The sequence below is a fragment of the Streptomyces sp. NPDC005302 genome, from assembly GCF_040607345.1.
Taxonomy (GTDB): domain Bacteria; phylum Actinomycetota; class Actinomycetes; order Streptomycetales; family Streptomycetaceae; genus Streptomyces.
The window spans coordinates 28,732-53,283 of record NZ_JBEXGN010000018.1; the positions used below are offsets into that span (position 1 = coordinate 28,732).

The 24,552-nt window shown below is 71.3% G+C and carries 23 protein-coding genes; 13 read left to right on the top strand and 10 right to left on the bottom strand.

The genetic code is table 11. The annotated features are described in order from the left end of the window. The first annotated feature begins 19 nt into the window (after positions 1-19). Together ABZT74_RS24640 and ABZT74_RS24645 are read left to right on the top strand one after the other, a co-directional pair. Positions 20-880: a helix-turn-helix transcriptional regulator gene (locus ABZT74_RS24640; protein ID WP_355869810.1), complete on the top strand. Its 861-nt coding sequence runs from the start codon at positions 20-22 to the stop codon at positions 878-880. After that, a complete protein-coding gene (locus ABZT74_RS24645; protein ID WP_355869807.1) occupies positions 881-1,159 on the top strand; it encodes a DUF397 domain-containing protein in 279 nt (92 codons plus the stop codon). A gap of 142 nt (positions 1,160-1,301) precedes the next feature. On the opposite strand, the gene ABZT74_RS24650 is transcribed toward ABZT74_RS24645, so the two are convergent. Further along, complete coding sequence (locus ABZT74_RS24650) at positions 1,302-2,759, bottom strand: PLP-dependent aminotransferase family protein (RefSeq protein ID WP_356438138.1); 1,458 nt, start codon at positions 2,757-2,759, stop codon at positions 1,302-1,304. A gap of 41 nt (positions 2,760-2,800) precedes the next feature. Between ABZT74_RS24650 and ABZT74_RS24655 the strand changes: the two genes are divergently transcribed. Next, positions 2,801-3,337 carry a carboxymuconolactone decarboxylase family protein gene (locus ABZT74_RS24655; RefSeq protein WP_356438141.1) on the top strand — a complete coding sequence of 179 codons (537 nt, stop codon included), beginning with the start codon at positions 2,801-2,803 and terminating at the stop codon, positions 3,335-3,337. A gap of 75 nt (positions 3,338-3,412) precedes the next feature. On the opposite strand, the gene ABZT74_RS24660 is transcribed toward ABZT74_RS24655, so the two are convergent. From ABZT74_RS24660 to ABZT74_RS24670, 3 genes are all read right to left on the bottom strand, one after another. After that, entirely contained in the window at positions 3,413-4,906 is a 1,494-nt protein-coding gene (locus tag ABZT74_RS24660; RefSeq protein ID WP_356176663.1) for a glutamate synthase subunit beta, read from the bottom strand. 189 nt (positions 4,907-5,095) lie between these two features. Next, positions 5,096-5,575, bottom strand: coding sequence for an anthrone oxygenase family protein (locus ABZT74_RS24665; protein WP_356176665.1), 480 nt, complete (start codon positions 5,573-5,575; stop codon positions 5,096-5,098). A 391-nt stretch (positions 5,576-5,966) separates the two neighbouring features. Next, positions 5,967-6,668 (bottom strand): DUF2293 domain-containing protein, encoded by a 702-nt coding sequence (locus tag ABZT74_RS24670; RefSeq protein WP_356438144.1) that lies wholly within the window; start codon positions 6,666-6,668, stop codon positions 5,967-5,969. 89 nt (positions 6,669-6,757) lie between these two features. On the opposite strand from ABZT74_RS24670, the gene ABZT74_RS24675 reads away from it, so the two are divergent. Beyond that, a complete protein-coding gene (locus ABZT74_RS24675) occupies positions 6,758-7,399 on the top strand; it encodes a uridine kinase (RefSeq protein ID WP_356438147.1) in 642 nt (213 codons plus the stop codon). Between the two features lie 180 nt (positions 7,400-7,579). After that, positions 7,580-8,008 carry a CBS domain-containing protein gene (locus ABZT74_RS24680; RefSeq protein ID WP_355869786.1) on the top strand — a complete coding sequence of 143 codons (429 nt, stop codon included), beginning with the start codon at positions 7,580-7,582 and terminating at the stop codon, positions 8,006-8,008. 75 nt (positions 8,009-8,083) lie between these two features. Here the strand turns inward: ABZT74_RS24680 and ABZT74_RS24685 are convergent, their stop codons facing one another. Continuing rightward, positions 8,084-9,211: a magnesium and cobalt transport protein CorA gene (locus tag ABZT74_RS24685; RefSeq protein ID WP_356438150.1), complete on the bottom strand. Its 1,128-nt coding sequence runs from the start codon at positions 9,209-9,211 to the stop codon at positions 8,084-8,086. A 185-nt stretch (positions 9,212-9,396) separates the two neighbouring features. Between ABZT74_RS24685 and ABZT74_RS24690 the strand changes: the two genes are divergently transcribed. After that, the gene (locus ABZT74_RS24690) at positions 9,397-10,191 is read left to right on the top strand and encodes a methyltransferase domain-containing protein (RefSeq protein ID WP_356176673.1); all 795 of its coding nucleotides are present in this window, start codon (positions 9,397-9,399) and stop codon (positions 10,189-10,191) included. 105 nt (positions 10,192-10,296) lie between these two features. Here ABZT74_RS24690 and ABZT74_RS24695 read toward each other — a convergent pair whose 3' ends face one another. The 3 genes from ABZT74_RS24695 to fdhA form a co-directional block, all read right to left on the bottom strand. After that, positions 10,297-11,223 carry a sugar kinase gene (locus ABZT74_RS24695; protein WP_356438338.1) on the bottom strand — a complete coding sequence of 309 codons (927 nt, stop codon included), beginning with the start codon at positions 11,221-11,223 and terminating at the stop codon, positions 10,297-10,299. Between the two features lie 59 nt (positions 11,224-11,282). Then, on the bottom strand, positions 11,283-12,188 hold the full coding sequence (locus ABZT74_RS24700) for a pseudouridine-5'-phosphate glycosidase (RefSeq protein WP_356438153.1): 906 nt from the start codon (positions 12,186-12,188) through the stop codon (positions 11,283-11,285). A 189-nt stretch (positions 12,189-12,377) separates the two neighbouring features. Continuing rightward, complete coding sequence (gene fdhA / locus ABZT74_RS24705; RefSeq protein WP_356176677.1) at positions 12,378-13,610, bottom strand: formaldehyde dehydrogenase, glutathione-independent; 1,233 nt, start codon at positions 13,608-13,610, stop codon at positions 12,378-12,380. 215 nt (positions 13,611-13,825) lie between these two features. Here fdhA and ABZT74_RS24710 point away from each other — a divergent pair, with 215 nt between their 5' ends. Continuing rightward, entirely contained in the window at positions 13,826-14,188 is a 363-nt protein-coding gene (locus tag ABZT74_RS24710) for a cupin domain-containing protein (protein WP_356176678.1), read from the top strand. A gap of 90 nt (positions 14,189-14,278) precedes the next feature. Here ABZT74_RS24710 and ABZT74_RS24715 read toward each other — a convergent pair whose 3' ends face one another. After that, positions 14,279-14,833, bottom strand: a complete 555-nt coding sequence (locus ABZT74_RS24715) for a methylated-DNA--[protein]-cysteine S-methyltransferase (RefSeq protein WP_356438156.1) — start codon at positions 14,831-14,833, stop codon at positions 14,279-14,281. Positions 14,834-14,931: 98 nt separating this feature from the next. Continuing rightward, entirely contained in the window at positions 14,932-15,825 is an 894-nt protein-coding gene (locus ABZT74_RS24720; RefSeq protein ID WP_356438159.1) for a glycerophosphodiester phosphodiesterase family protein, read from the bottom strand. Positions 15,826-16,101: 276 nt separating this feature from the next. On the opposite strand from ABZT74_RS24720, the gene ABZT74_RS24725 reads away from it, so the two are divergent. The 6 genes from ABZT74_RS24725 to ABZT74_RS24750 all read left to right on the top strand — a co-directional run bounded on the left by ABZT74_RS24725 (position 16,102) and on the right by ABZT74_RS24750 (position 24,547). Next, on the top strand, positions 16,102-16,971 hold the full coding sequence (locus ABZT74_RS24725) for an MHYT domain-containing protein (protein ID WP_356438162.1): 870 nt from the start codon (positions 16,102-16,104) through the stop codon (positions 16,969-16,971). A 40-nt stretch (positions 16,972-17,011) separates the two neighbouring features. Then, positions 17,012-19,153 carry an excinuclease ABC subunit UvrB gene (uvrB, locus tag ABZT74_RS24730; protein ID WP_356438165.1) on the top strand — a complete coding sequence of 714 codons (2,142 nt, stop codon included), beginning with the start codon at positions 17,012-17,014 and terminating at the stop codon, positions 19,151-19,153. 161 nt (positions 19,154-19,314) lie between these two features. Further along, positions 19,315-19,893 (top strand): TerD family protein, encoded by a 579-nt coding sequence (locus ABZT74_RS24735; RefSeq protein ID WP_351548001.1) that lies wholly within the window; start codon positions 19,315-19,317, stop codon positions 19,891-19,893. A gap of 44 nt (positions 19,894-19,937) precedes the next feature. Further along, positions 19,938-21,962, top strand: a complete 2,025-nt coding sequence (locus ABZT74_RS24740) for a TerD family protein (protein ID WP_356438169.1) — start codon at positions 19,938-19,940, stop codon at positions 21,960-21,962. Between the two features lie 296 nt (positions 21,963-22,258). After that, positions 22,259-23,245, top strand: a complete 987-nt coding sequence (locus tag ABZT74_RS24745; RefSeq protein WP_356438172.1) for a TerC/Alx family metal homeostasis membrane protein — start codon at positions 22,259-22,261, stop codon at positions 23,243-23,245. Between the two features lie 201 nt (positions 23,246-23,446). Then, positions 23,447-24,547 (top strand): ionic transporter y4hA, encoded by a 1,101-nt coding sequence (locus ABZT74_RS24750; RefSeq protein WP_355869751.1) that lies wholly within the window; start codon positions 23,447-23,449, stop codon positions 24,545-24,547. Positions 24,548-24,552 lie beyond the last annotated feature (5 nt).

Sequence of the window (24,552 nt, forward strand, 5' to 3'; positions counted from 1 at the left end):
GGATTCAGTGGAGGTGGACGTGAGCGAACCGCGGTCCGCGCCGACGGTCGGCCAGGTCGTCCTCGGCCGGCGACTGCTGGACCTGCGGGAACGCGCGGGTCTCAAGCGTGAAGAGGCCGCACGCATCCTGCGTGTCGCCCCGGCCACGGTCCGCCGGATGGAGATGGCGGAGGTCTCCCTCAAAATTCCGTACCTCCAGCTGCTGCTGAAGTCGTACGGCGTCAGCGACGAGGAGGCGGAGGCCTTCGTCCAACTGGCGGAGGACGCCAACAAGCCCGGCTGGTGGCAGCGGTTCCACGACATCCTGCCGGACTGGTTCTCCATGCACGTCAGCCTGGAGGGCGCGGCGGCCCTTCTGCGCTCCTACGAACCCCACTTCGTGCCGGGCCTGATGCAGACCGAGGACTACGCCCGCGGCGTCATGAAGGCGGGTGCCATCGGGCAGACCCGCCCCGAGGACATCGAGCGCCATGTGGCCCTGCGCATGCAGCGCCAGGCCCTCCTCACGCGGGAGGACGCGCCCCGGATCTGGGCCGTGATGGACGAGACGGCCCTACGCCGCGCCATCGGCGGTCCCGAGGTCATGCGCGCGCAGATCGACAGACTGCTGGAGGTCACGGAGCTGCCCAACGTGACGTTGCAGGTGATGCCGTTCTCCAACGGCCCGCATCCCGGCACGTACGGGCCGTTCGTACTGTTCCGGTTCGCCGTGCCGGAACTCCCGGACATGGTCTACAGCGAGTACCTGACCGGCGCCGTCTACCTGGACGCGCGTTCCGAGGTGGCGACCCACCTGGAGGTCATGGACCGCATGGCGGCGCAGGCCGCCACGGCACATCGCACGAAGGAGATCCTCCGGGATCTCCGCAAGGAGCTGTGAATGGAACGCATCAAGCCGGAACGCATGCACACGCGGACAGGCCAGTTGCGCATCTACAACGGAATGCCCGCCCGTGAACTCGGCAGCGAGGGCTGGCACAAGCCGTGGAGCGGCGGGAACGGCGGGAACTGCCTGGAGGCGATGAAGCTCGCCGACGGCCGGATCGCCGTACGCCAGTCGGCGGACCCGGACGGTCCCGCCCTCATCTACACGCCGGGTGAGATGACGGCGTTCATCCAGGGTGCGAAGGCGGGAGAGGCGGACTTCCTTCTCTCCTGAACCACTTGAGTGCCCTTTTCTCCGAACTTCCTGAATGTGATGCCGACATGATCCGTCACCGAGGCGCGGGCCCCTGGAGAGTCCGCGGCGAACACACCCAGTAACAGCAGGAGTTGCGCGCCCGCCCCACGTGTGGGCGCGCTCACCTCGGCGGCAGTGCGCCGCACAGAGCCTCCAGCGCCGCCCCGTACGCGTGTTCCGCGGGTGTCGCGTACCCGACCACCAGCCCGTCCGGTGCGGACATCACCGCCTCCGGGTGCCGGAAGCCGGCCAGCCCGTCGAGCGCGACTCCCCGCCGGGCCGCCGCCTCCACCGCCTGCCCCTCCGTTCCCGGCGGCAGCCGCAGCACCGCGTGCAGTCCCGCCGCGATCCCCGTGACCTCGACGTGCGGAGCCCGTTCGGTGAGCGCGGTGACGAGCCGGTCGCGCCGCCCCCGATACCGCTGCCGCATCCGCCGCACATGCCGGTCGTAGGAACCCGAGTCGATGAAGTCGGCGAGGGCCAGCTGCTCCAGCACGCCCGCCCACGCCTCCCGTTCCCCCTTGACGTCCAGAACGGCGTCCACGTACCGCTCCGGCAGGACCATCCAGCCGAGCCGCAGCGCCGGTGACAGGCTCTTGCTGACCGAGCCGATGTGCACGACCCGCTCCGGGTCCAGCCCCTGCAACGCGCCCACCGGCCGCCGGTCGTAGCGGAACTCCCCGTCGTAGTCGTCCTCCAGGATCACCCCGTCCCGCGCGCGGGCCCAGTCGATCACCGCCGCGCGCCGCTCGGCGTGCAGCGGTCCTCCCGTGGGGAACTGGTGTGCGGGAGTGAGCAGTACGGCCCGCTCCCGCCCCAACTCCCCGACCTGGGCACCGTCCTCGTCGAGCGGCAGCGGCACGGTCCGCACGGAAGCGTCGGCCAGCAGCGCACGGTGGAAGCCGAGCCCGTACGACTCGACGGCCAGCGGGCCCCGCAGGACCCGGGGGAAGAGCAGCCGCAGGGCGTGCGCGAACCCGGAGCAGATCACGATCCGTCCGGGCTCCGCGCGCACCCCGCGCGCGCGTGCCAGGTACTCGGCGAGCGCCTCCCGCAGCTCGACGCGTCCGGCCGGATCGCCGGGCCCGAAGGCCTCGTTGGGCGCCTGCTGCAGGGCCCGGCGGTAGGACGCCAGCCAGGCGGCGCGCGGGAACGACGACGCGTCCGGTGTGCCCTGCCGCAGGTCGTGCGGGGAGCCCGACGCGTGGGACGCGGTGTGCCGGGAGCCCGGCGCGTGGGACGCGGCCTTCTCCGCTACGGGTGTGGCAACGTCCCGGCGTCGCCTGCCGGGCGGGGGAGTGACCCCGGCCGCGACCCGGGTGCCCGAGCCCTGCCGGGCGGTCAGCCAGCCCTCGGCGACGAGTTCGGCGTACGCGTCGGCGACCGTGTTGCGCGCGATCCCGAGGTCCGCGGCGAGCGAGCGGTACGGCGGCAGCCGGGTGTCCGGAGCGAGCCGCCCACTGCGTACGGCCTCGCGCAGCGCACGGGTCAGCGCGGCTCTGCGTCCGCCCGGACCCGACAGCTCAAGGTGCAGGTCGGCGCCGATCCGCTCCGCGGAATTGACCCATGAATCCGTCATGAAAATGCACCCTACCGGCGGTCTTTCGGCCGCGTAGATTCATGGTCATGACGACGAACACGAACACCGCGGCGACGACCGGCACGACCACCACGGAGGCCACCACAGCCGGGGCCGGCGCCGGCGGGACCGGGCGGATCGACTTCGCGAAGGCGGCGCCGAAGGTCTTCCGTGCGCTCATCGGCTTCGACGCGGCGGCCCGGGAAGGGCTCGACCCGGCCCTCGTCGAACTGATCCAGATCCGTGCCTCGCATCTCAACCACTGCGCCTACTGCCTCCACATGCACACGAACGACGCCCGCAAGGCCGGGGAGAGCGAGGACCGGCTGCACATGGTCGCGGTGTGGCGCGAGGCCCGTCACTTCTTCACGCCGAGGGAGCAGGCCGCGCTCGCCCTGACGGAGGCGGTGACGCGGGTCGCCGACGCGGGCGTTCCCGATGACGTCTACGCCGAGGCCGCCGCCCACTTCGACGACGCCGAACTGGGCCATGTCCTCGCCCTGATCCTCACCATCAACACCTGGAACCGGGTCGCCCTGTCGACGGGCAAGGTGGCCGGAACCGACGAGCGCCGCTGAAGCGTGGTGTGGCATGGCATGGCGTGGCGTGGTCATGGCCGTGACCGTGGAGGACGACGGCCCGGCCTCCGGCGCTCAGGCGGTCATCGGGCGGTCGTACGGGCCGATCGGGGCCGGCAGGCGCAGGCGGTCCGACCCGCTGAGCGCACGGTCCACGGCCGCGGCGACCGCCCTGCCCTCGGCGATCGCCCACACGACGAGCGACTGGCCGCGTGCCGCGTCACCGGCGGCGTACACACGGGGGACGTTCGTGGCGAAGTCGGGGCCCCGCGTGATCGTGCCGCGCGGCTCAAGTGCCAGGCCCAGCTGGTCGATCAGGCCGTCGTGCCGGTCGGGCCCGGAGAAGCCGAGCGCGAGCAGGACGAGGTCGGCGGGCAGCGTCCGGTCGGAACCGGGGACCGGTCGGCGCCGCGCGTCGACCTCGACGAGGTGCAGCGAGCCGACCCGGCCGTGCTCGTCCCCGGTGAAGCGGAGCGTGGACGCGGCGAAGAGCCGAGCGTCCGCGTGCGCGGCGGGCGCCGTCCCCAGCGCGCCGGCCTCCTCGTGCGCGCCGGAGAGCCGGTAGATCTTCGGATACGTCGGCCACGGCTCGACGCCCTCGTCGCGTGCCGCCTCCGGCTGCGCGTAGATGTCGAGCTGCGTGACCGACGCGGCACCCTCGCGCACCGCCGTCCCCAGACAGTCCGCCCCCGTGTCACCGCCACCCACGATCACCACGTGCCGGCCCGCCGCCGACAGCGGGGAGACCTCCAAGTCCCCCTCGCACACCCGGTCGGCCAGCGGCAGATACTCCATCGCCTGGTGGATGCCGGACAACTCCCGCCCCGGCACGTCCAGATCACGCCATGCGGTGGCACCCGTCGCGAGAATCACGGCGTCGTAGCGGGACGTGAGGTCCCGCGCCCCGAGATCGACGCCGATGACCGTCGACGTACGGAACTTGGTCCCCTCCGCCCGCATCTGGGCCAGCCGCCGGTTCAGCTGCCGCTTCTCCATCTTGAACGCCGGGATCCCGTACCGCAGCAGGCCGCCGATCCGGTCCGAACGTTCGTACACGGCGACGGTGTGTCCGGCCCGCGTGAGCTGCTGCGCCGCGGCGAGCCCGGTGGGCCCCGAACCGACGATCGCCACGGTCCGGCCCGAGAGCCGGTCCGGCGGCCGCGGCGGTGTGAGCCCGTCCTCCCAGGCGCGGTCGGCGATGGCGACCTCGACGTTCTTGATGGTCACCGCGGGCTGGTTGATCGCCAGGACGCAGCCCGCCTCGCACGGCGCGGGGCACAACCGCCCGGTGAACTCGGGGAAGTTGTTCGTGGCGTGCAGACGGTCGCTCGCCGCCCGCCAGTCGTCACGGGAGACCAGGTCGTTCCACTCGGGGATCAGATTTCCCAGCGGGCACGCCTCGTGGCAGAAGGGGACGCCGCAGTCCATGCACCGGTCGGCCTGCCGGCTGACGATGGGCAGCAGGGCCCCGGGGACGTACACCTCGTTCCAGTCCCGCACACGCTCTTCGACGGGCCGGCGCGGATACTCCTCGCGCGGTGTGGTCATGAACCCCTTGGGATCGGCCATGGCCGTCTCCCTCGCGTACGCGGACCGGTACGGGACCGCACGACCGCAGGGCGTCATCGACCACACAATCCGGGCGGCACTCCTCTGTTCCACGGTACGTCCCCTCCGCGCACCTCGCCGCCTCACCCGGGTACGGCGACGAGGTGCGCGGAGGGAGACGCAGGCGGACGGCGACGGGCCGGTTCGGGTTCAGGTGAGGGCGAGGGCGTAGGACACCGCCGCGGCGGCCGAGGCGATCGTGCGCACGTGGTTCCACATCGTCCACTCGCGCACGTACGTGGGCCACAGCGCTGTCGCCTCGGGCGTCCCGGGGTCCAGCTTCATCAGCGCTTCGTTGCGCGGGACGTTCGCCGCGATCGTCACCCCGAACGAACCGAACAGATACAGCGCGCTGCCGAGCAGCAACTCCACCGTCGCCCCGCCGGGCCACACCACGAACGTCACCACGGCGAGCACCGCGCACAGCACCGCCGACCCGACGAACACGAGCATGAACGGCGGCCGCACCGCAGCGACGTTGATCGCGTTCATCGCGGCGACCCCCTGCGCCGGGGGCAGCTGGGCGAGCGCCCGCATCACGAACGTGGAGAACCCGCAGAACACCCCCGCCACGAGTCCGCAGCCGAGCACACCCAGCAGCGTCAGCACGAAATACGGTCCGTCGATCATGTCCACTCCCCGTCACCCCGTCGATCCCTCGTCACCCGTCACCCGTCACCCGTGACCGGTGACCCGTGACCCGTCACCGGTCACCGGTCACCGGTCACGTGTCACCTGTCGACACCGCGCACGCCCGGGTCGACCCGTGCCGCAGATCCGGCGCGGCCACGCGCGGGTCGACGCGCGCCCCAGGTCCTGCACGGCCGGCGCTTCCGCCGAGCCGTCGCCGCGGCGGTTGAGGCCGAGCCAGTGATCCTGCACAGCGTGAGCCGACACCACAAGTGAAATCCGCCCGCACGACCGCGACCATGGCCGAGTGCCGCGCACCCATGCGCGAGCCTCCAGAACCTCCGCCCCGCTCCCTCGCAGGACACCGTTCGAGCCTTTCCTCCGCGGCCTCTCACGCCCCCTCCGCCCTCTCGGCACGCCACTCCTGGAGCCGCGCGTCCACCACGGACGCGATCCGGCGGCGCGCCTGGTACCGCGGCACCCCGTTCATCAGCAACTCGTCGTACGGGGTCTCCGTGTGCCGGACGGACGCCCGGACCGCCGCGGTCACCGCCGCCTCGGACAACGCACGGCCCGCCGCACTGCGCCCGACCCGACCGCTGCCGCGCACCGAGGCGTGCGCGGCGATCGCGTACGCCCGGTCGCCGGGACAGCACGGGAACAACCTGCCTATCTCCCGTGCGAACGCGTCGGTGAACCGCACGTCCTCCGCCTCCCGGCGCCGCGCGTCCCGGGCCCGGCGACGCCGTCGCGCCTCGGCGTCCGCGAGACACCGCTCCTCGGCCCGGACGAGCGCGGCCTCCTCGACCAGCAGGCCCTGCCGTTCGTACCGGCCCCGCCGCCGGTCGAACCGCACCACCACGGCACACAGACCGCTGTCCTCCCGCGCTCTGCGGGTCAGCGCCGTGTCGCCGCGCGGCAGGAACACGAGGTGACCGAGATCCGCGCAGTCCAGACAGCGCGGCTCGCCCTCCTCGACCACCAGCAGGGCGAGCGGACCGCTCCTGCACTCGGCGCAGTGCCGCTTCCTGAGCGGCTGGACGACGAGAAGCGCACCGCTGGTCCGGTGCGGGGGAGGGGCGGACGGTGCCATGAGTGGTTCCTTCCCCGCATCGTGCCGCCGTCCACGGGGCGGCCCCTGGTGGCTCCCCGCGCCCCGCCCTCCCCGGTGACCGATGCATCATGGGCCCTGTGCGACTCGAAGCGATCACCTGGGACCGGCTCGGCGACCTCCTCGCCGACCGGCTGCTCGACCTGAAGCCCGCCGACGGCGCTCCCTGGCCCCGCGTCGCGTTCGACGGAGCCCCGGCAGCCCTCCCCGGTGACCTCGCCCGACGGGTCTCCGAGGCGCTGCGCGTCCGCGGCCGTCCGTCTCTCGTCGTCGGCACGGAGGGCTTCCTGCGGCCCGGCTCGCTCCGGTTCGAATACGGGCACCAGGACGTCGACGCCTTCTACGACGGATGGTTCGACACCGGCGCCCTGTGGCGCGAGGTCTTCGGCCCCCTCGAAACCGGCGGCGACGGCAGGATCCTGCCCGATCTCTGGGACCCTCTCACCGACCGCGCGACCCGGAGTGCGTACGTCCAACTCCCGCCCGGTGGAATCCTGTTGCTGCACGGCCCCCTCCTCCTGCGCCACTGGTTCCCGTTCGACCTCAGCGTTCATGTGCTCCTCTCCCCGGGCGCCCTCCGCCGCCGTACCCCCGAGGCGGAACACTGGACCCTGCCCGCCTTCGCCCGGTACGAGGACGACGTGGATCCGGCCCGCACGGCCGACGTCCTGGTACGCGCCGACGACCCCCGCCACCCCGCCTGGAACGGCTGACCCGAGCGCGGCCCCGGCCCGCTTCCTGGAGCCCGCCGCACCGGAGCGGTCCCGCCGCTCACCCACCCGGGCCTGCCGATCTCCAGGTGCGCAGCCCCTGAAGCGCGGCGAGAATATAGGGCGCCGGGACTAGCGGTGTGTTCGGCGCCGCGCCGGCCGTCCGGCACCGGGAGGTACTTCATGACCACCGCCGGAGACATCATGCACCGTGGTGCCCAGTGGATCCCCGCTCACGAGACCCTGGACCGCGCCGCCCAGCTCATGCGCGAGCTGAACGTGGGCGCGCTGCCCATCAGCGACGAGAACGAACGCCTCTGCGGCATCCTCACCGACCGCGACATCGTCGTCGGCTGTGTGGCCATGGGCCACGATCCCGCTCAGGTCACCGCGGGCGACATGGCCCACGGCACGCCTCGCTGGATCGAGTCCGAAGCCGACGTCGGCGACGTGCTCACGGAGATGAAGGGCAATCAGATCCGGCGGCTTCCCGTGATCGAGAACAAGCGGCTCGTCGGCATGATCAGCGAAGCCGACCTCGCCCAGCATCTCAGCGACGAACAGCTGGCCGCCTGGGTGGAGAGCGTCTACGCGAGGAGCGCGACGGGCTGAGCCGTCACGCCCACGCACATCCGTCCTCCGCGGCGCGCACTCTCGTCCGGCCGGCCGTGCCGGACGAGAGGTGTGTCAGAGCCAGCCGTTGCGCCGGAACCCCCGGTAGAGGATGAGACAGCCGACGGATATGACGCCGATGACGATGGGGTAGCCGAACCTCCAGTGCAGCTCGGGCATGTTGTCGAAGTTCATGCCGTACACCCCGCAGACCATCGTCGGCACGGCGATGACCGCGGCCCACGCCGTGATCTTCCGCATGTCCTCGTTCTGCGCGACCGTCACCTGCGCCAGATGCGCCTGCAAGATCGAGTTGAGCAGTTCGTCGAAGGCGGCTATCTGTTCGGTGGCCCGCAGCAGATGGTCCGAGACGTCCCGGAAGTACGCCTGTATCTCCGGGTCGATCACACGGATCGGCCGAGTCGCCAGCTCCTGGACCGGGCGGGCGAGCGGCACCGCGGCCCGCTTCAGTTCGAGGAGTTCGCGCTTGAGCTGGTAGATACGGCCCGCGTCCGTGCGGGCGCCGTCCTCGGCGAACACGTCGGCCTCGACCTGGTCGATGTCCGCCTGGACCGAGTCCGTGACGCTCACGTAGTCGTCGACGACGTGGTCCGCGATCGCGTGCAGGACGGCGGCCGGCCCCTTCGACAACTGCGCCGGATCCGATTCCAGTTCCTCCCGCAGCGGGCCCAGCGAGCCGTGCCGTCCGTGGCGCACGGTGATGACGAAGTCCGGCCCGACGAACACCATGATCTCGCCGGTGTCCACCACCTCACTGGTCGCCGTCAGCTCCGTGTGCTCCAGGTAGCAGACCGTCTTGAACACGGCGAAGAGCGTGTCGCCGTACCGCTCCAGTTTCGGACGCTGGTGGGCCTCCACCGCGTCCTCGACGGCCAGCGGGTGCAGGTCGAAGAGCTCGGCGATGCCCGCGAACTCCTGCTCCGTCGGCTCGTGCAGCCCGAGCCAGACGAACCCCTCGTCCCGCTTGCGGATCCGCTCCACGGTGTCGACCAGGTCCCGTCCCTCCGGGACCCGGGTGCCTCCTTGGTAGGTCACGCAGTTCACCACCGCGGAGCCCAGCGGTGACCGGGCGTGGTGACTGAGGTCGACACGGGGCCGCCGCCGCGTCAGCCGCGCCACCTTGCGGAGGCCGCCGACGGCACCCAGCGCCGTCACCTTCCGCAAATTCCCTGCCATGGACATGGGATCTCCTCGCGTGGATCTCCTCGGGCCGCGATCTGCGCCTGGCGAGCCAGTCTGCCAGTCCTGCTCCGACACCGGAAAAGCCTGTGGGAATGGAGGATTCCGTTCCGCCGTGCGGGGTGGCCGACCCCTCCGCCCCGCGTGATGGGCGGCCCGACAAGCCGGTCAACTGGGATGATCTCGCCATGACGCGAACCGACGGGTATCTCCTCGACAACCAGCAGGACGAGGCGGGACAGCGCTTCCAGGCCTTCGCCACCCTCTTCGACCCCACGACGTTCCGGCACATGGAGCGCTTCGGCATCGGATCCGGCTGGCGCTGCTGGGAGGTCGGGGCGGGCGGCACGTCGGTGGTGTCCTGGCTCGCGAAGAAGGTCGGCCCCACCGGCAAGGTCGTCGCGACCGACATCGACACCTCGTGGGCGGCCTCGGCGGCCCGCCCTCCGGTTCAGGTCCGCGTCCACGACGTGGGCACCGAGGAGCCGCCCGGTGAGGGTTTCGACCTCGTGCACGCCCGGCTCGTCCTCGTCCATGTGCCGGACCGGGAGCGGGCGTTGCGGTCGATGATCAAGTCCCTGCGGCCCGGTGGCCGGCTCCTCGTCGAGGACGCCGACCCGGCACTCCAGCCCCTCCTCTGCCCCGACGAGTACGGCCCCGAACAGCAGCTCGCGAACCGGCTGCGCCAGGGCTTCCGCAAGCTCCTCGCCGACCGGGGCGCCGACCTCGCCTACGGCCGCAAGCTCCCGCGCCTGCTCCGTGAGGCGGGACTGCGCGGCGTCGAGGCCGACGCGTACTTCCCCGTCACCTCCCCCGCATGCACCGTCCTGGAAGCGGCGACGGTCCGTCAGATCCGCGACCAGCTCGTCACGGCGGGCCTCGCGACCCACGAGGAGATCGACCAGCACCTGGCGAACGTCGCCGCCGGATCCATGGACCTGGCGACGGCGCCGATGATCTCGGCCTGGGGGCGCAAGAGCTGAACGACCGACGGCGCCGGGCAGCCACAGCCGTGGCGATCCGTCCCGGCGGGGAGCCGACGGACGGGGCCGCGCCGCCGTACGACGCGCCGACTCCCCCCCCGGCCGTCAACAGTCCGCCTCCGCCGATGGCCTCCCCCCGACCCGTTCCACCGCCTTCGCTCCCGCCGCGCACCCCGCGACCGCGGCGACCTCCGGCGCGGTTCCCGCGAGCAGCGCGGCGAGGAACGCGCCGGTGAAGGCGTCGCCTGCGCCCGTCGTGTCCCGGGGCGTCGCCGACCGTGCCGGGACCTCGGCCCGGACGGTCCCGGACCGGGCCACCAGGGCGCCCGCACCGCCCTGCTTGACGACGACCAGCGGGAACTGACGGCTCAACTTGGCCGCCGCGTCCGCCGGATCGGGCAGCCCCGTCAGCAGACAGGCCTCGTCCCGGCTGGGCAGCAGCACGTCCACCCCCGCGGAGAGCTCCAGGAAGCGGTCCACCCCCAGCGCGCCGAGGAAACCGGCCGAAGCGGGGTCGACGCTCACCGGCACGCCGGCCGCGCGGGCCGACTCCAGCACCACCGAAACCAGCGCCCGGCACGGCTCGGAGAAGAACAGATACCCCGACAGGTGCAGCCGCCCGACCCCGTCGAGCAGTCCCGGCGACCAGTCCTCCGGGGCGAGCCGCAGCGACGCCCCGCTGTCCGTGAGGAACGTACGCTCCGCCGACGCCCCGGAGTCCACCAGACAGATGACCGTCCCCGTGGGCGCCTCCGGATCGGTGACCAGCAACGGCCGCACGCCGCTCGCCCGCAGTGCACGCCCGTGCCACTCCGCCGCGTCGGCACCGACCCGGCCGAGCAGCCGTACGTCGGCACAGCCCTCGAAGGCGGCCCAGCAGGCGACGTTGGCGCCCGCCCCGCCCGGCACGGTGCGGATGGCGGCGGCCGTGTCCGTGCCGGACGCGAGGGGTCCGCGATGCCGCGCCACGACATCCGTGACCACGTCCCCGACGACGAGCAGGGCACCGCGAGCGGGACGCGAACCCCCGATGGGGTCAACGCCCTCCGCGCCGGCCGGAGCGCGTTCCAGGGCGTCCCGCCCCGCGCCGCTCACGCGCTCGCCCAGGCCGCCGCGATCCGTCCCGCGAGGCGAACGTTGCCCCGTACCGCCGCCAGATTGGCGCTGAGCGAAGCTCCGTCGGTGTGCCGGACCAGATAGCCGAGCAGGAACGGTGTCACCGCCTGCCCGCTGATCCCCTCCGCCTCGCACGCCCGCAGTGCGTCGGCGAGCACGCGCGCGTGCAGGGACGGATCGAGCTGCTGCTCCCGCGGAACGGGGTTCGCCACGATCAGCGACGACTCGGGGGAGTCCAACCCGTCCTGAGCGCGCATCACCTCGGCCACCTGCTCCGGGGAGTCCAGCGTCCACTCGACGGGGTGTCCCGAGTCGGACAGATAGAAGCCGGGGAACCGGTCCGTGCCGTACCCGGCCACCGCCACCCCCAGCGTCTCCAGACGTTGCAGCGTCGCCGGCACGTCCAGGATCGACTTGACGCCCGCGCACACCACCGTGATCCGGGTGCGCGCCAGCAACCCCAGATCGGCGGACTCGTCCTGGGTCACCGTCCATTCACGGTGCACCCCGCCGAGCCCTCCCGTCGCGAACACCCGTACCCCGGCGCGCGCCGCGAGCAGGGCCGTCGCGGACACCGTCGTCGCCCCGCTCGCCCCCGAGGCCACGGCGAGCGGCAGATCACGGTGGCCCAGCTTGCGGATGCCGTCCTCGTTCGCGACCCGCTCCACCTGCTTGTCGTCCAGGCCGACGTGAGGCCGGCCGTCGAGCACGGCGATCGTCGCGGGTACGGCACCCTCCTCGCGGACGACCTCCTCCAGTTCGAGCGCGACCTGGAGATTGCGCGGACGGGGGAGCCCGTGCGCGATGATCGTCGACTCCAGGGCCACCACCGGCCGGCGCGCGTCGAGCGCCTCCCGTACCTCTTCGGACACCACGATCACGCGTCTGTCTCCTGTCGGTCGAGGTTCCCCGTCCCTGGATCTCTGGCGGGCGACGCGTCCTCCCAAACCACCAGGGCCCACGGCGTACGACAGCCGGGGCGCCGACAGCAGGTTCCGGCGCCGCCGACGAGAGCGGGGCAGGGGAAGGGGTGCTCCCACGCGCGGGAGCACCCCTTCCCCCTGACGAGGTCAGACGGGCCGTACGCCCGCGAGCGCCCCATGAGGGTCGATGACGTACTTGCGGCTGGCCCCTTGGTCGAACTCGGCGTAGCCGCGCGGTGCGTCGTCCAGGCTGATCACGGTCGCGTTGACCGCCTTGGCGATGTGCACGCGCTCGTGCAGGATCGCCTTCATCAGCCCCCGGTGGTACCGCATCACCGGGCACTGACCCGTGGTGAACCGGTGGCTCTTGGCCCAGCCCAGACCGAGGCGCACCTTCAGCGTCCCGGTCCGCGCGTCCTGGTCGATCCCTCCCGGGTCGTCCGTCACATAGAGGCCCGGAATGCCCAGGGACCCGCCCGCGCGCGTGACACCCATCAGCGAGTTGAGGACGGTCGCGGGCGCCTCCTCGGCGTCCCTGCCGTGTCCCCGGGCCTCGAAGCCCACCGCGTCGACCGCCGCGTCGACCTCGGGTTCACCCAGGATCTGTGCGATCTGGTCCTCCACGCCGCCCTGCGAGACGTCGACGGTCTCACAGCCGAAACTCCGCGCCTGGGCGAGGCGTTCGGCGTTGAGGTCCCCGACGATGACGACCGCGGCGCCCAGCAGCTGCGCCGACGCCGCCGCGGCCAGCCCGACCGGACCCGCGCCGGCGACGTACACCGTCGAGCCCACTCCGGCGCCCGCGGTGACCGCACCGTGGAATCCGGTCGGGAAGATGTCCGACAGCATCGTCAGGTCCAGGAGCTTTTCGCGCGCCTCGTCGCGATCGGGGAACTTCAGCAGGTTGAAGTCCGCGTACGGGATCATGGCGTACTCGGCCTGGCCACCGACCCAGCCGCCCATGTCGACATAGCCGTAGGCCGCCCCCGGCCGCGCCGGGTTGACGTTCAGGCAGATGCCGGTGTTGCGCTCCTTGCAGTTGCGACACCGGCCGCAGGCGATGTTGAACGGCACCGAGACGATGTCCCCGACCTCGATGAACTCGACGTCCGGGCCGCGTTCCACCACCTCTCCGGTGATCTCGTGTCCGAGGACCAGCCCTTCCGGCGCGGTCGTACGGCCCCGCACCATGTGCTGGTCGCTGCCGCAGATGTTGCTGGCGAGCACCTTGAGAACGACTCCATGCCGGCACATGCGGCCGACGTTGTCGGCAGCCACCCCCGGCCCGTCCTGCAGTTCAAGCGTCGGATGGTCGATGGTCCTGACCTCGACCGCACCCGGCTTGAGATACGCGACTGCCCTGTTTCCGCTTCCGCTCATGCTTGTTCGCCGTCCCTTCGGCTCCGTGACGTCGGACGCCAGCGGCTGTGCGCAGGGCGGAGTCTGCTACCGGCCGGGCCTCCCGGCCGCGCCTCCGCGTCGGGACTTTCCCGAACGGAGGCGCGACCGCCCCGGGGAGGAGGGAGACCCTCTGCGTCGCGGCGAGGAGACCCTCCTCCCTCCGGCGGGCGGGCATGCCCTTAGGGTGTGCGCTCATGACCACGAACTCCCAGGCCACCCCGTCCTTCGCCGTACACATTCCCGACGCCGAACTCGAGCCCGAGCCGTTGGACCCGGCCCAGATCGTCTCCGGCGACCCCGCCGTGACGGGCAAGGTGCTGTGGGAGTCCGCCGACGGCAAGCAGCTGCGCGGCATCTGGCAGATCACGCCCGGCGTGGTGACCGACACCGAGGCGAACGAGCTCTTCGTCGTCGTCAGCGGACGCGCCACCATCGAGGTCGAGGGCGGTGACGTCATCGAGGTGGGACCCGGCGACGCGGCGGTCCTGCGTGAGGGCGACCGCACGACGTGGACCGTCCACGAGACGCTCCGCAAGGCGTACCACATCAGCCTCTGAGGACCACGGGACCTCGCGTGGCGGGACGGCTCGCGGACCGGGGCCGCGGGCGCCGCGCGGTCCGTCGCGCCAGCCGCGGGGACGGCGACCTCAGAACAGCGGCTCGGGCAGGACGCCTTCCAGCGCCAGCAGCTTCCGCTTGGTCTCCAGGCCGCCCCCGAACCCGCCGATCCCGCCGTCGCGCTCGACGACCCGGTGACAGGGCACCACGACCGGCAGCGGATTCGAGCCCATCGCCACCCCGACGGCCTGCGCCGCGCCCGGCTGGCCGACCCGGCCGGCCAGGTCGCCGTAGCCCACGACGGAACCGAACGGAACACCCGAGTTCAGCTCTCGCAGTACCTGGCGGTTGAACCCGGAGATCAGCGACCAGTCGAGCGGCAGGTCGAAGTCGCGGCGCGCTCCGGCGAAGTACGCCTCGACCTGGCGTATCGCCTCGGTGATCAGCGGGGAGTCCGGTGCCTCGACGGGCGTGCCGCCCAGACGGGACGCGAGCCGGTCGAGCGCCTTGTCACGCACCGCGTCCGAGGCGTGGAAGACGACGTTCACCAGGCCGTCGCGGGTCGCCGCGAGGAGCAGCGGACCGATGTCCGTGCCGACGACCGCCCACACGACCTGCTGCCCGTCGGGCCCATGGCTGTTCATGCGCTCCACGGTACGGCCCGCCACTGACAACGCCCGTGGCGTGGCCGGAGGCACCGGTCCACGCCACGGGCGTTGTGCTCCGGGGGTCTGCCTCCGGCTCAGCCCTGACCGCGCGGCCGGCGCGGTACGTCCAGGGTCCTGCTGACCACGTCGGGCACGTTGGTGATGACGCCGTCCACCCCGAAGCCCGCCACGCGGCGCGCGGCGGCCGGGTCGTCCACGGTCCAGGCGAACACCTTCATCCGCCCGTGCGGCCCGTGCAGCGCGTGGACCGCGGACACGTAGTCGGCCGAGAGCGAGGTGTGGTCCGGGTTGATCTGGTCGGCGAACCGGGCGTACCGGGGCAGCCGTGCGACGGCAGGGGTGCCCAGGAGCGCCGTGGTGATGCCCGGCCGCAGGTCGTGCACGATGCGTACGCTGTCGGCGCTGAAGCTCTGCACGATCAGCCGGTCCCTCAGGTGCACCGGGTCGAGCCAGCCCTCGTTGCTCAGGAGTTTGAGGGTCTGCCGCTCGATGCCCGGATACAGCTCGGGGTTCTTGATCTCCAGGACGAGCTTCTGGTGGTTGTGCGCGACACGCTCCATGTACTCCTTCAGCGTCGGCACCCGCACGCCCGCGAACCGGGCGCCGAACCAGCTCCCGGCGTCCAGGTGGGCGATCTCCTCCGCGGTGAAGTCCTTGACCTTCCAGGGGCCGCGGCCGGGATAGACCTCCTCCACATCGGTCGTGCGTGCCAGCGAGTCGTCGTGCAGGACGACCAGTTGCCCGTCCTTCGTGCGCTGGACGTCGTTCTCGACCCAGTCGAATCCCAGCTCGGCCGCGTGGTCGATGGCGGCCAGGGTGTTCTCGGGCGCGTAGGCCGAGGCACCTCGGTGGGCGACGACCAGCGGGGCCGTGGTCCGGTCGCCGGCCTTGGCGTGCGGGCTGGGCAGTATCAAAACGGCTCCCCCAAGAAGCGCGGCGGTCGTGGCGGCGGCAACGCGCGCAAGCATGCGTACTCCTTGTGTCGAGAGATAACGGACAGCAACAGAGTGACAGCAGAGAGTCAACGAATGCGGTTAGCGGGATGGCCGTGAATTGAATGGAGTTGCCCAAGTCCGCTCACTTGCGCCGCACAGGTGGGGGGAGGTCGTGTTTCTTTGCCGGAAAATCGTTCGACCATTCCGGTGGGGGTCATACTCTCTGCCTCAGCCCGGTCCGCTCCCGCGGTCCCGAGGGTGGGGGCATTTCGGAGACTTCACGGAGCGACAGCGGAAGGGCAGCCGCGCATGCAGGGCACGGTCGACGGCTTCAGTTACGGACTCGTCACACCGTTGGTGGCGTACTTCATGGCCTGTTTGGGCGGGGCACTGGGGCTCCGCTGCACCACCCGGTCGATACTCGTCGCCGGTCCGTGGCGGGCCGGCTGGCTCGCGCTCGGCTCGGTCGCGATCGCGTCGGGCATATGGACGATGCACTTCATCGCGATGATGGGGTTCACCGTCGACGAGACCCCCGTCCACTACGACCGGCCGACGACGTTCGCGAGTCTGGGCGTCGCCATCGTGATGGTCGGCATCGGGATCTTCATCGTCGGCTACCAGGGCGCCAGCGGGACGGCCCTGTTCACCGGAGGGACCATCACCGGTCTCGGCGTGGCCTCCATGCACTACCTGGGCATGGCCGGGATGCGGCTCAACGGGAACCTCGAGTACAACACCTTCACCGTGTCCGCCTCGGTCGTGATCGCCGTGGTGGCCGCCACCGCGGCTCTCTGGGCGGCCGGACAGGTGCGGGGATTCCTCTGGAGCGTGGGGGCGAGCCTCGTCATGGGCCTCGCCGTCAGCGGGATGCACTACATGGGAATGGCCGCTCTCAGCGTCCATCTGCACGGCGCGGCCGGCGCCAGTCCGGCCGGCGACTCGGCGGCCTCCCTGCTCGCGCCCATGATGATCGGCCCCCTGGCCTTCCTCTGCCTGGCCGGCGTCGTCGTCCTGTTCGACCCGCTCATGGTCATGGGCCGGGCCGACTGGAGCCCCGCGGAGAGCCGGCGGCCCGGAATCCCGGCCCATCCGGTCACCGCGCGCCCGGCCCGCCGGACGGCCGTCCGCTCCGGACCGGACCGCGGACGCCGCTCCAGGGCCCCCCAGAGCCGCTGATCAGACCCGGTTGTCAGTGCGGGGTCGTACGGTGGATTCCATGCGGCCCGTATCCAAGATCGAACGTTCGGTGGCGCCCTTCGAGGTCGTCAGCTCCTTCCAGCCCGGTGGTGACCAGCCCACGGCCATCGCCGACCTGGAGAAGCGCATTCGCGCAGGTGAAAAGGATGTCGTGCTCCTGGGCGCGACCGGTACCGGCAAGTCCGCCACCACCGCGTGGATGATCGAGAAGCTCCAGCGCCCCACGCTCGTCATGGCCCCGAACAAAACCCTGGCGGCCCAGCTGGCCAACGAGTTCCGCGAGCTGCTGCCGAACAACGCCGTCGAGTACTTCGTCTCGTACTACGACTACTACCAGCCCGAGGCCTACGTCCCGCAGTCGGACACCTACATCGAGAAGGACTCCTCGATCAACGAGGAGGTGGAGCGGCTGCGTCACTCCGCGACCAACTCGCTGCTGACCCGCCGCGACGTCGTCGTGGTCGCCTCGGTCTCCTGCATCTACGGCCTCGGCACGCCGCAGGAGTACGTGGACCGCATGGTCAACCTCAAGGTGGGCGACTCGATCGACCGGGACGACCTGCTGCGCCGCTTCGTCGACATCCAGTACACGCGCAACGACGTGGCCTTCGCCCGCGGCACCTTCCGCGTCCGCGGCGACACGATCGAGATCTTCCCGGTCTACGAGGAGCTCGCCGTCCGCATCGAGATGTTCGGCGACGAGATCGAGGCCCTCTCCACACTCCACCCGCTCACCGGCGAGGTCATCAGCGACGACCAGCAGATCTACGTCTTCCCCGCCTCGCACTACGTGGCCGGTCCCGAGCGCATGGAGCGCGCGGTGAACGACATCGAGAAGGAGCTGGAGGGGCGCCTCGCCGAGCTGGACAAGCAGGGCAAGCTCCTGGAGGCCCAGCGCCTGCGCATGCGGACGACGTACGACATCGAGATGCTCCGCCAGATCGGCTCCTGCTCCGGCGTGGAGAACTACTCGATGCACTTCGACGGCCGCGAGCCCGGCTCCCCGCCGAACACCCTCATCGACTACTTCCCGGACGACTTCCTGCTCGTCATCGACGAGTCGCACGTCACGGTCCCGCAGATCGGCGCGATGTACGAGGGGGACGCCTCCCGCAAGCGCACCCTCGTCGACCACGGCTTCCGGCTGCCCTCCGCCCTGGACAACCGCCCCCTGAAGTGGGAGGAGTTCCAGAAGCGCATCGGCCAGACCGTCTACCTCTCGGCGACCCCCGGACAGTACGAGCTGTCCCGTTCGGACGGCCACGTCGAGCAGATCATCCGCCCCACCGGCCTCATCGACCCCGAGGTCGTCGTGAAGTCCACCGAGGGCCAGATCGACGACCTGGTGCACGAGATCCGCAAGCGCACGGAGAAGGACGAGCGCGTCCTGGTCACCACGCTCACCAAGAAGATGGCCGAGGACCTCACCGACTACTTCCTGGAGCTGGGCATCCAGGTCCGCTATCTGCACAGCGACGTCGACACCCTGCGCCGCGTCGAGCTGCTGCGGGAGCTGCGCGCGGGAGAGTTCGACGTCCTGGTCGGCATCAACCTCCTGCGGGAGGGACTCGACCTTCCCGAGGTCTCCCTGGTGGCGATCCTCGACGCCGACAAGGAGGGCTTCCTGCGCTCCGGCACCTCCCTGATCCAGACCATCGGCCGCGCGGCGCGCAACGTCTCCGGTCAGGTCCACATGTACGCGGACAGGATCACCCCGGCGATGGCGAAGGCCATCGACGAGACCAACCGGCGCCGTGAGAAGCAGGTCGCGTACAACAAGGAGAGGGACATCGACCCGCAGCCCCTCCGCAAGAAGATCAACGACATCGTGGCGCAGATCGCCCGCGAGGACGTCGACACCGAGCAGCTCCTCGGCTCCGGGTACCGCAAGTCGAAGGACGGCAAGGGTGCCAAGGCTCCCGTGCCCGCGCTCGGCGGCAAGGCCGCGAAGTCCGGCAAGGCGGCCAAGTCCGCGAAGAACGCGGGCGCCGTGCCGACCGACCGCCCGGCGGCCGAACTGGCCGGGCAGATCGAGGAGCTGACGGAGCGCATGCGCGCGGCCGCCGCCGACCTCCACTTCGAGATCGCGGCCCGTCTGCGTGACGAGGTCTCCGAAATGAAGAAGGAACTGCGGCAGATGAGGGAAGCGGGCATGGCCTGACGGCCACGCCGACGGGCGCCGGACCTCGGCGGATGCGCTCTGTGTTGCAAGACCGACACAAAGTACGTCCCGGGCTTCGGCGCCGTCACCGCCGCTGCGTAGGGTTCTGCTCATCCGCGGAGTCCGCGGCAACAGGGGACGGTTCGAGAGGGGAACAGCGCGTGACGGTCAACATGACCAAGGGTCAGGCCATCAGTCTGCAGAAGAACGACGGGGGCACGCTGACCGCGGTCCGCATGGGTCTCGGCTGGCAGGCGGCTCCCCGGCGCGGCCTGTTCGGCTCGCGCACCCGGGAGATCGACCTGGACGCCTCCGCCGTGCTGTTCGCGGACAAGCAGCCCGTCGACGTGGTGTTCTTCCGACACCTCGTCAGCGACGACGGCTCGGTGCGGCACACCGGTGACAACCTGGTCGGCGGCGTCGGCCAGGGCGGCGACGACGAGGCCATCCTCGTCGACCTGCAGCGCATCCCGGTCCACATCGACCAGATCATCTTCACCGTGAACTCCTTCACCGGCCAGACCTTCCAGGAAGTGCAGAACGCGTTCTGCCGCCTGGTCGACGAGACCAACGGCCAGGAGCTCGCCCGCTACACCCTGGCGGGCGGCGGCCAGTACACGGCGCAGATCATGGCGAAGGTGCACCGCGCGGGCACCGGCTGGCAGATGACGGCCCTCGGCACGCCGGCCAACGGCCGCACGTTCCAGGACCTGATGCCCGCGATACTGCCGCACCTGTAGGCCGGTCGGCGCGCCACGCACGAAGCGACGTAGGGGGACAGGCGATGACGGCCGAGCTGGTCCGGGGGCAGAACCATCCGCTCTCCCAGGTCCGACTCGAGGTCCGGGTCTCGGCCGGGAAACCGGTCGTGGCGGGGGCCACGCTCAGCGACGAGCAGGGCAGGGTCCGCGGTGTCGAGTGGGTGGCCCACCCGGGCGCGCCCACGCTGCCCGGGCTCGAGGTCTCCCAGCAGGCGGCGGCCGACCACCGTCTCGCCTTCGACCTGGACGCCCTGCCGCCGGCCGTGCACCGGGTGAGCGTGCTGCTCGCACTGCCCACCGGGACCGGCGGCCCCGTCCGGTTCGGGGCCGTCGCCGCCCCCTTCGTCGCGGTCACCGGCCTCGACGGTGCCGAGATCGCCAGCTACACCCTCACGGGCCTCGACGCCGAATCCGCCGTCGTGGCCCTGGAGCTCTACCGCAGGCAGGACGCGTGGAAGGTCCGGGCGATCGGCCAGGGCTACGCGGGCGGCCTCGCCGAGCTCCTCGGCGACCAGGGCCTTCCCGAGGCCCGACAGCTCGCCGGGACCATCAACGAAGCGGTGGCCCAGGGCCTGGCCCGTTCGGTGGCGGCACCTCCGCCGCGTACACCGGACGGCGACCGCTCCCGGCAGGCGGCCACCTCCGCGTCCGGCCCCGACCCGTCCCGCACGGGGCCGGGACCGCAGGCCGCCCCCGGCACGACACCGCCCCAGTCCCCGTACGACCTGCCCGGACCGGGAAGCGTCACCCCCGCCCCGGCCGGCTGTGCGGGCGGCTCGGCGCAGACCGACCCCTCCACCGTCACCCAGCCGTCCTCAGCGGCCGGCGGTCCGGTCGACTACAGCCACCCCGGCCGCCGGACCTCCGCTCCGCCACCGCCCCCGCCGACCGCGCCGCCGGCCGAGCCGGGTCGGCCCGCCCAGCCCGTCGCGGGGGACGCGACCGGCTGGTCCATGGACGAGCGCCTGTACAACCAGGTGTGGGGCATGTTCGAGGACCTGGCCCGGACCGTCGCCGCCTATCGCAGCGCCGTCGACTTCGCCGACTCGCGCATGGAGAAGGAGCTCGACCACGCCCTGTCCGACCCGCGCAGCCGGATCGGCGGCCAGGGTGACGCAGCCCGTGACGCCGCCCGTGCCAAGCACGCGGATCTCGTCGACCAGGCCCGCGCGGCCCTGGACCGGGACCTCGCCCAGCTGACCGCGGAGGCGGAGGTCGTGGAGCCCGCGCTGCCCACCGCCTACGCGAGCTGGGACAACCCGGTCTGGCACGGGTACCGGCCGCCCATGGAGATCCCGATGGCGGTCCGCATCGGTGACCTCTCCCTCCCCGAGAGCGGCACGCTGAGCATTCCGATGCTGATGCGGCTGCCGCTGGAGCGCGGCCTGTGGATCGACAGCGGTCGCGCCGCGCTCGACGGCACGCTCGCCGACTCCGACCAGCTGCGCCGCCTCGCCATGGACACGGCCGTGGCGCATGCCGCCCGGCTGCTCGCGGTCTATCCCGCGGGCGAGTTCACCGTCCATGTCATCGACGCGGCCGGCGCCGGAGCCCCCTCGCTCGCCCCGCTCGTCCGGTCCGGGGTGCTCCCGGGTCCACCGGCGGTCGGTGCCGCAGGCGTCACGGACGTGCTGGCACGGCTGACCCAGCGCGTCGATCTGGTGCAGATGGCGTTGCGCGGAGGAGCGGCCGACTCGCTGCCGCCCGGCCTCGACACCGCCGAGCAACTGCTGATCGTCAACGACTTCCCGCACGGCTTCGACGACCGCGCCGTGACCCAGCTCCGCTATCTGGCGGACGAGGGCCCGTCCGTCGGCGTGCACCTGATGATGGTGGCCGACCGGGAGGACGCGGCCGCCTACGGACCACTGCTCGACCCGCTGTGGCGGTCGCTGCTGCGGATCACCCCGGTTCCCGACGACCATCTCGCCGACCCCTGGGTCGGGCACGCGTGGACCTTCGAGCCGTCACTGATCCCCGCCGGCAGCCAGGTGCTCGAGCGCGTCCTCGCGCAGGTGGCGGCGGCCGGCCGCCGCTGGGACCGCTGACCCCGAACCACCCGTCAAGACGCTTTACCAAGCATCGGTAAAGTGCCTTGACCTGCGCTTTTGGTCTTTCTTTTACTCGGCCCTTTACCTTTCCTTGGTGATTCGGGTATTGTCTTTTCCTACGGAGGGGAGTACTCCCTACCTGCTGCGGCGTACCCGTCAATACGGATCAGGCCAGATCCCGGGACGTCGGCCCGCGGGCTCCGGGCGCACCCAGCGCCCCGGCGGCCCCGGGTGGAAGAGACCTCCGGTGGCGACGACGCTGAAATCTGCCGTTACGTACTGCCGGAGGCGCAGTGAATGTTTCCCTGACCCTGTGGGTCCTGACCATCGTGGGGCTTGCCGCACTCATCGCGGTCGACTTCTTCATCGGTCGAAAGCCGCACGACGTATCGATCAAGGAAGCCGGAATCTGGACGGTCGTCTGGATCGCCCTCGCCGGGCTGTTCGGACTCGGCCTGCTCCTCTTCTCGGGCGGTCAGCCCGCCGGAGAGTTCTTCGCGGGCTTCATCACCGAGAAGTCGCTGAGCGTCGACAACCTCTTCGTCTTCGTCCTGATCATGGCCAAGTTCGCCGTGCCCTCGAAGTACCAGCAGCGGGTGCTCCTCGTCGGAGTCCTCATAGCCCTGGTCCTGCGCGCGATCTTCATCGCCGCGGGCGCCGCGATCATCGCCAACTTCGCGTGGGTCTTCTACATCTTCGGCGCGTTCCTCATCTACACCGCCTGGAAGCTGATCCAGGAGGCGCGGGCGGACGAGGAGGACGAGGAGTTCGAGGAGAACAAGCTGCTCAAGGCGGCCGAGCGCCGCTTCGGCGTCGCCGACCGCTACCACGGCACCAAGCTGTGGATCCGGGAGAACGGCAAGCGCGTCATGACGCCGATGCTGGTCGTCATGCTGGCGATCGGCACCACCGACGTCCTCTTCGCGCTCGACTCGATCCCCGCGATCTTCGGCCTGACCCAGGACCCGTACATCGTCTTCACGGCCAACGCGTTCGCGCTGATGGGTCTGCGACAGCTGTACTTCCTCATCGGCGGCCTGCTCAGGAAGCTGGTCCACCTGAGCTACGGCCTGTCGGTCATCCTCGGATTCATCGGCATCAAGCTGGTCCTGCACGCGCTGCACGAGTCCGGTGTCCATGTCCCCGAGATCTCCATCCCGGTCTCGCTCGGCGTGATCTGCGCGGTCCTCGTGGTCACCACGATCACCAGCCTGATCGCCACCACGAAGCAGGCGCGCGTGGAGGCCGAGCAGGCGGAGAAGGACAGCATCGACGCCTGACCTCGCCGGCCGACCGCAGGAACCACCAGTTCGGGAGCAGTACACCGTGAACTGCCGTCCACCGTCCCCGGCGTCCGCCGCCCGGATATCGAGTACCTCCTTCTTGGAGGTTCCCGGCCCGGGCGGTGGGGCCCGCCGGCCCGGTCCCGGGCGGCACGCCGCCGGAGTGCGGGGCACGCTCCCGACTGGGACGATCACGGCATGATCGTTCGGCTCCGGTCACTTCTCACGCAGTGGACCGCCGTGGTGCCCGTCGTCGCGGTGGTGCTGCTGGCCTTCACGTGGGGGCGCGACCTGCCCGCCGCGGTCGTGGCCCTGGTGACGTTGGTCCTCGCCGGCGCCGTGCTCGCCGCGGTCCACCACGCCGAGGTGATCGCGCACCGGGTGGGCGAACCCTTCGGATCGCTCGTCCTCGCCGTCGCGGTCACGATCATCGAAGTCGCCCTCATCGTGACCCTGATGGCGGACGGCGGGGACAAGAGCTCGACACTGGCCCGCGACACGGTGTTCGCCGCCGTGATGATCACGTGCAACGGCATCGTCGGCGTGTGCCTGCTCGTCGCCTCACTCCGCCACGGACTGGCCGTCTTCAACGCGGAGGGCACCGGAGCGGCCCTCGCGACCGTCGCCACACTGGCCACGCTCAGCCTCGTGTTCCCGACCTTCACCACCAGCAAGCCCGGTCCCGAGTTCTCGACAGCCCAGCTCACCTTCGCCGCGGTCGCCTCCCTGGTCCTCTACGGCCTCTTCGTGGCGACCCAGACCGTCCGGCACCGCGACTACTTCCTGCCGATCACCCGGCAGGGGCAGGTCATCGACGCGGACGACCACGCCGACGCCCCGTCCGCCCGTACGACCCGGATCAGCCTGGGGCTGCTCGGACTCGCGCTCGTCGGTGTGGTCGGTCTCGCCAAGGGCGTGTCACCCACCATCGAGTCCGGGGTCGAGGCGGCCGGTATGCCGCACTCCGTGGTCGGTGTGATCATCGCGCTGCTCGTGCTGCTCCCCGAGACGATCGCCGCCCTGCGGGCCGCCCGCCGGGACCGGGTGCAGACGAGCCTGAACCTCGCCCTCGGCTCCGCCATGGCCAGCATCGGCCTGACCATCCCGGCCGTCGCCCTCGCGTCGGTCTGGCTCTCGGGCCCGCTCGTCCTCGGCCTCGGTCCCACCGAGATGGTGCTGCTGACGCTGACCGTGGTGGTGAGTTCGCTGACCGTCGTTCCCGGACGGGCCACCCCCCTCCAGGGAGGGGTCCATCTGGTGATCTTCGCCGCCTATCTGGAACTCGCGGTCAACCCCTGACCTGT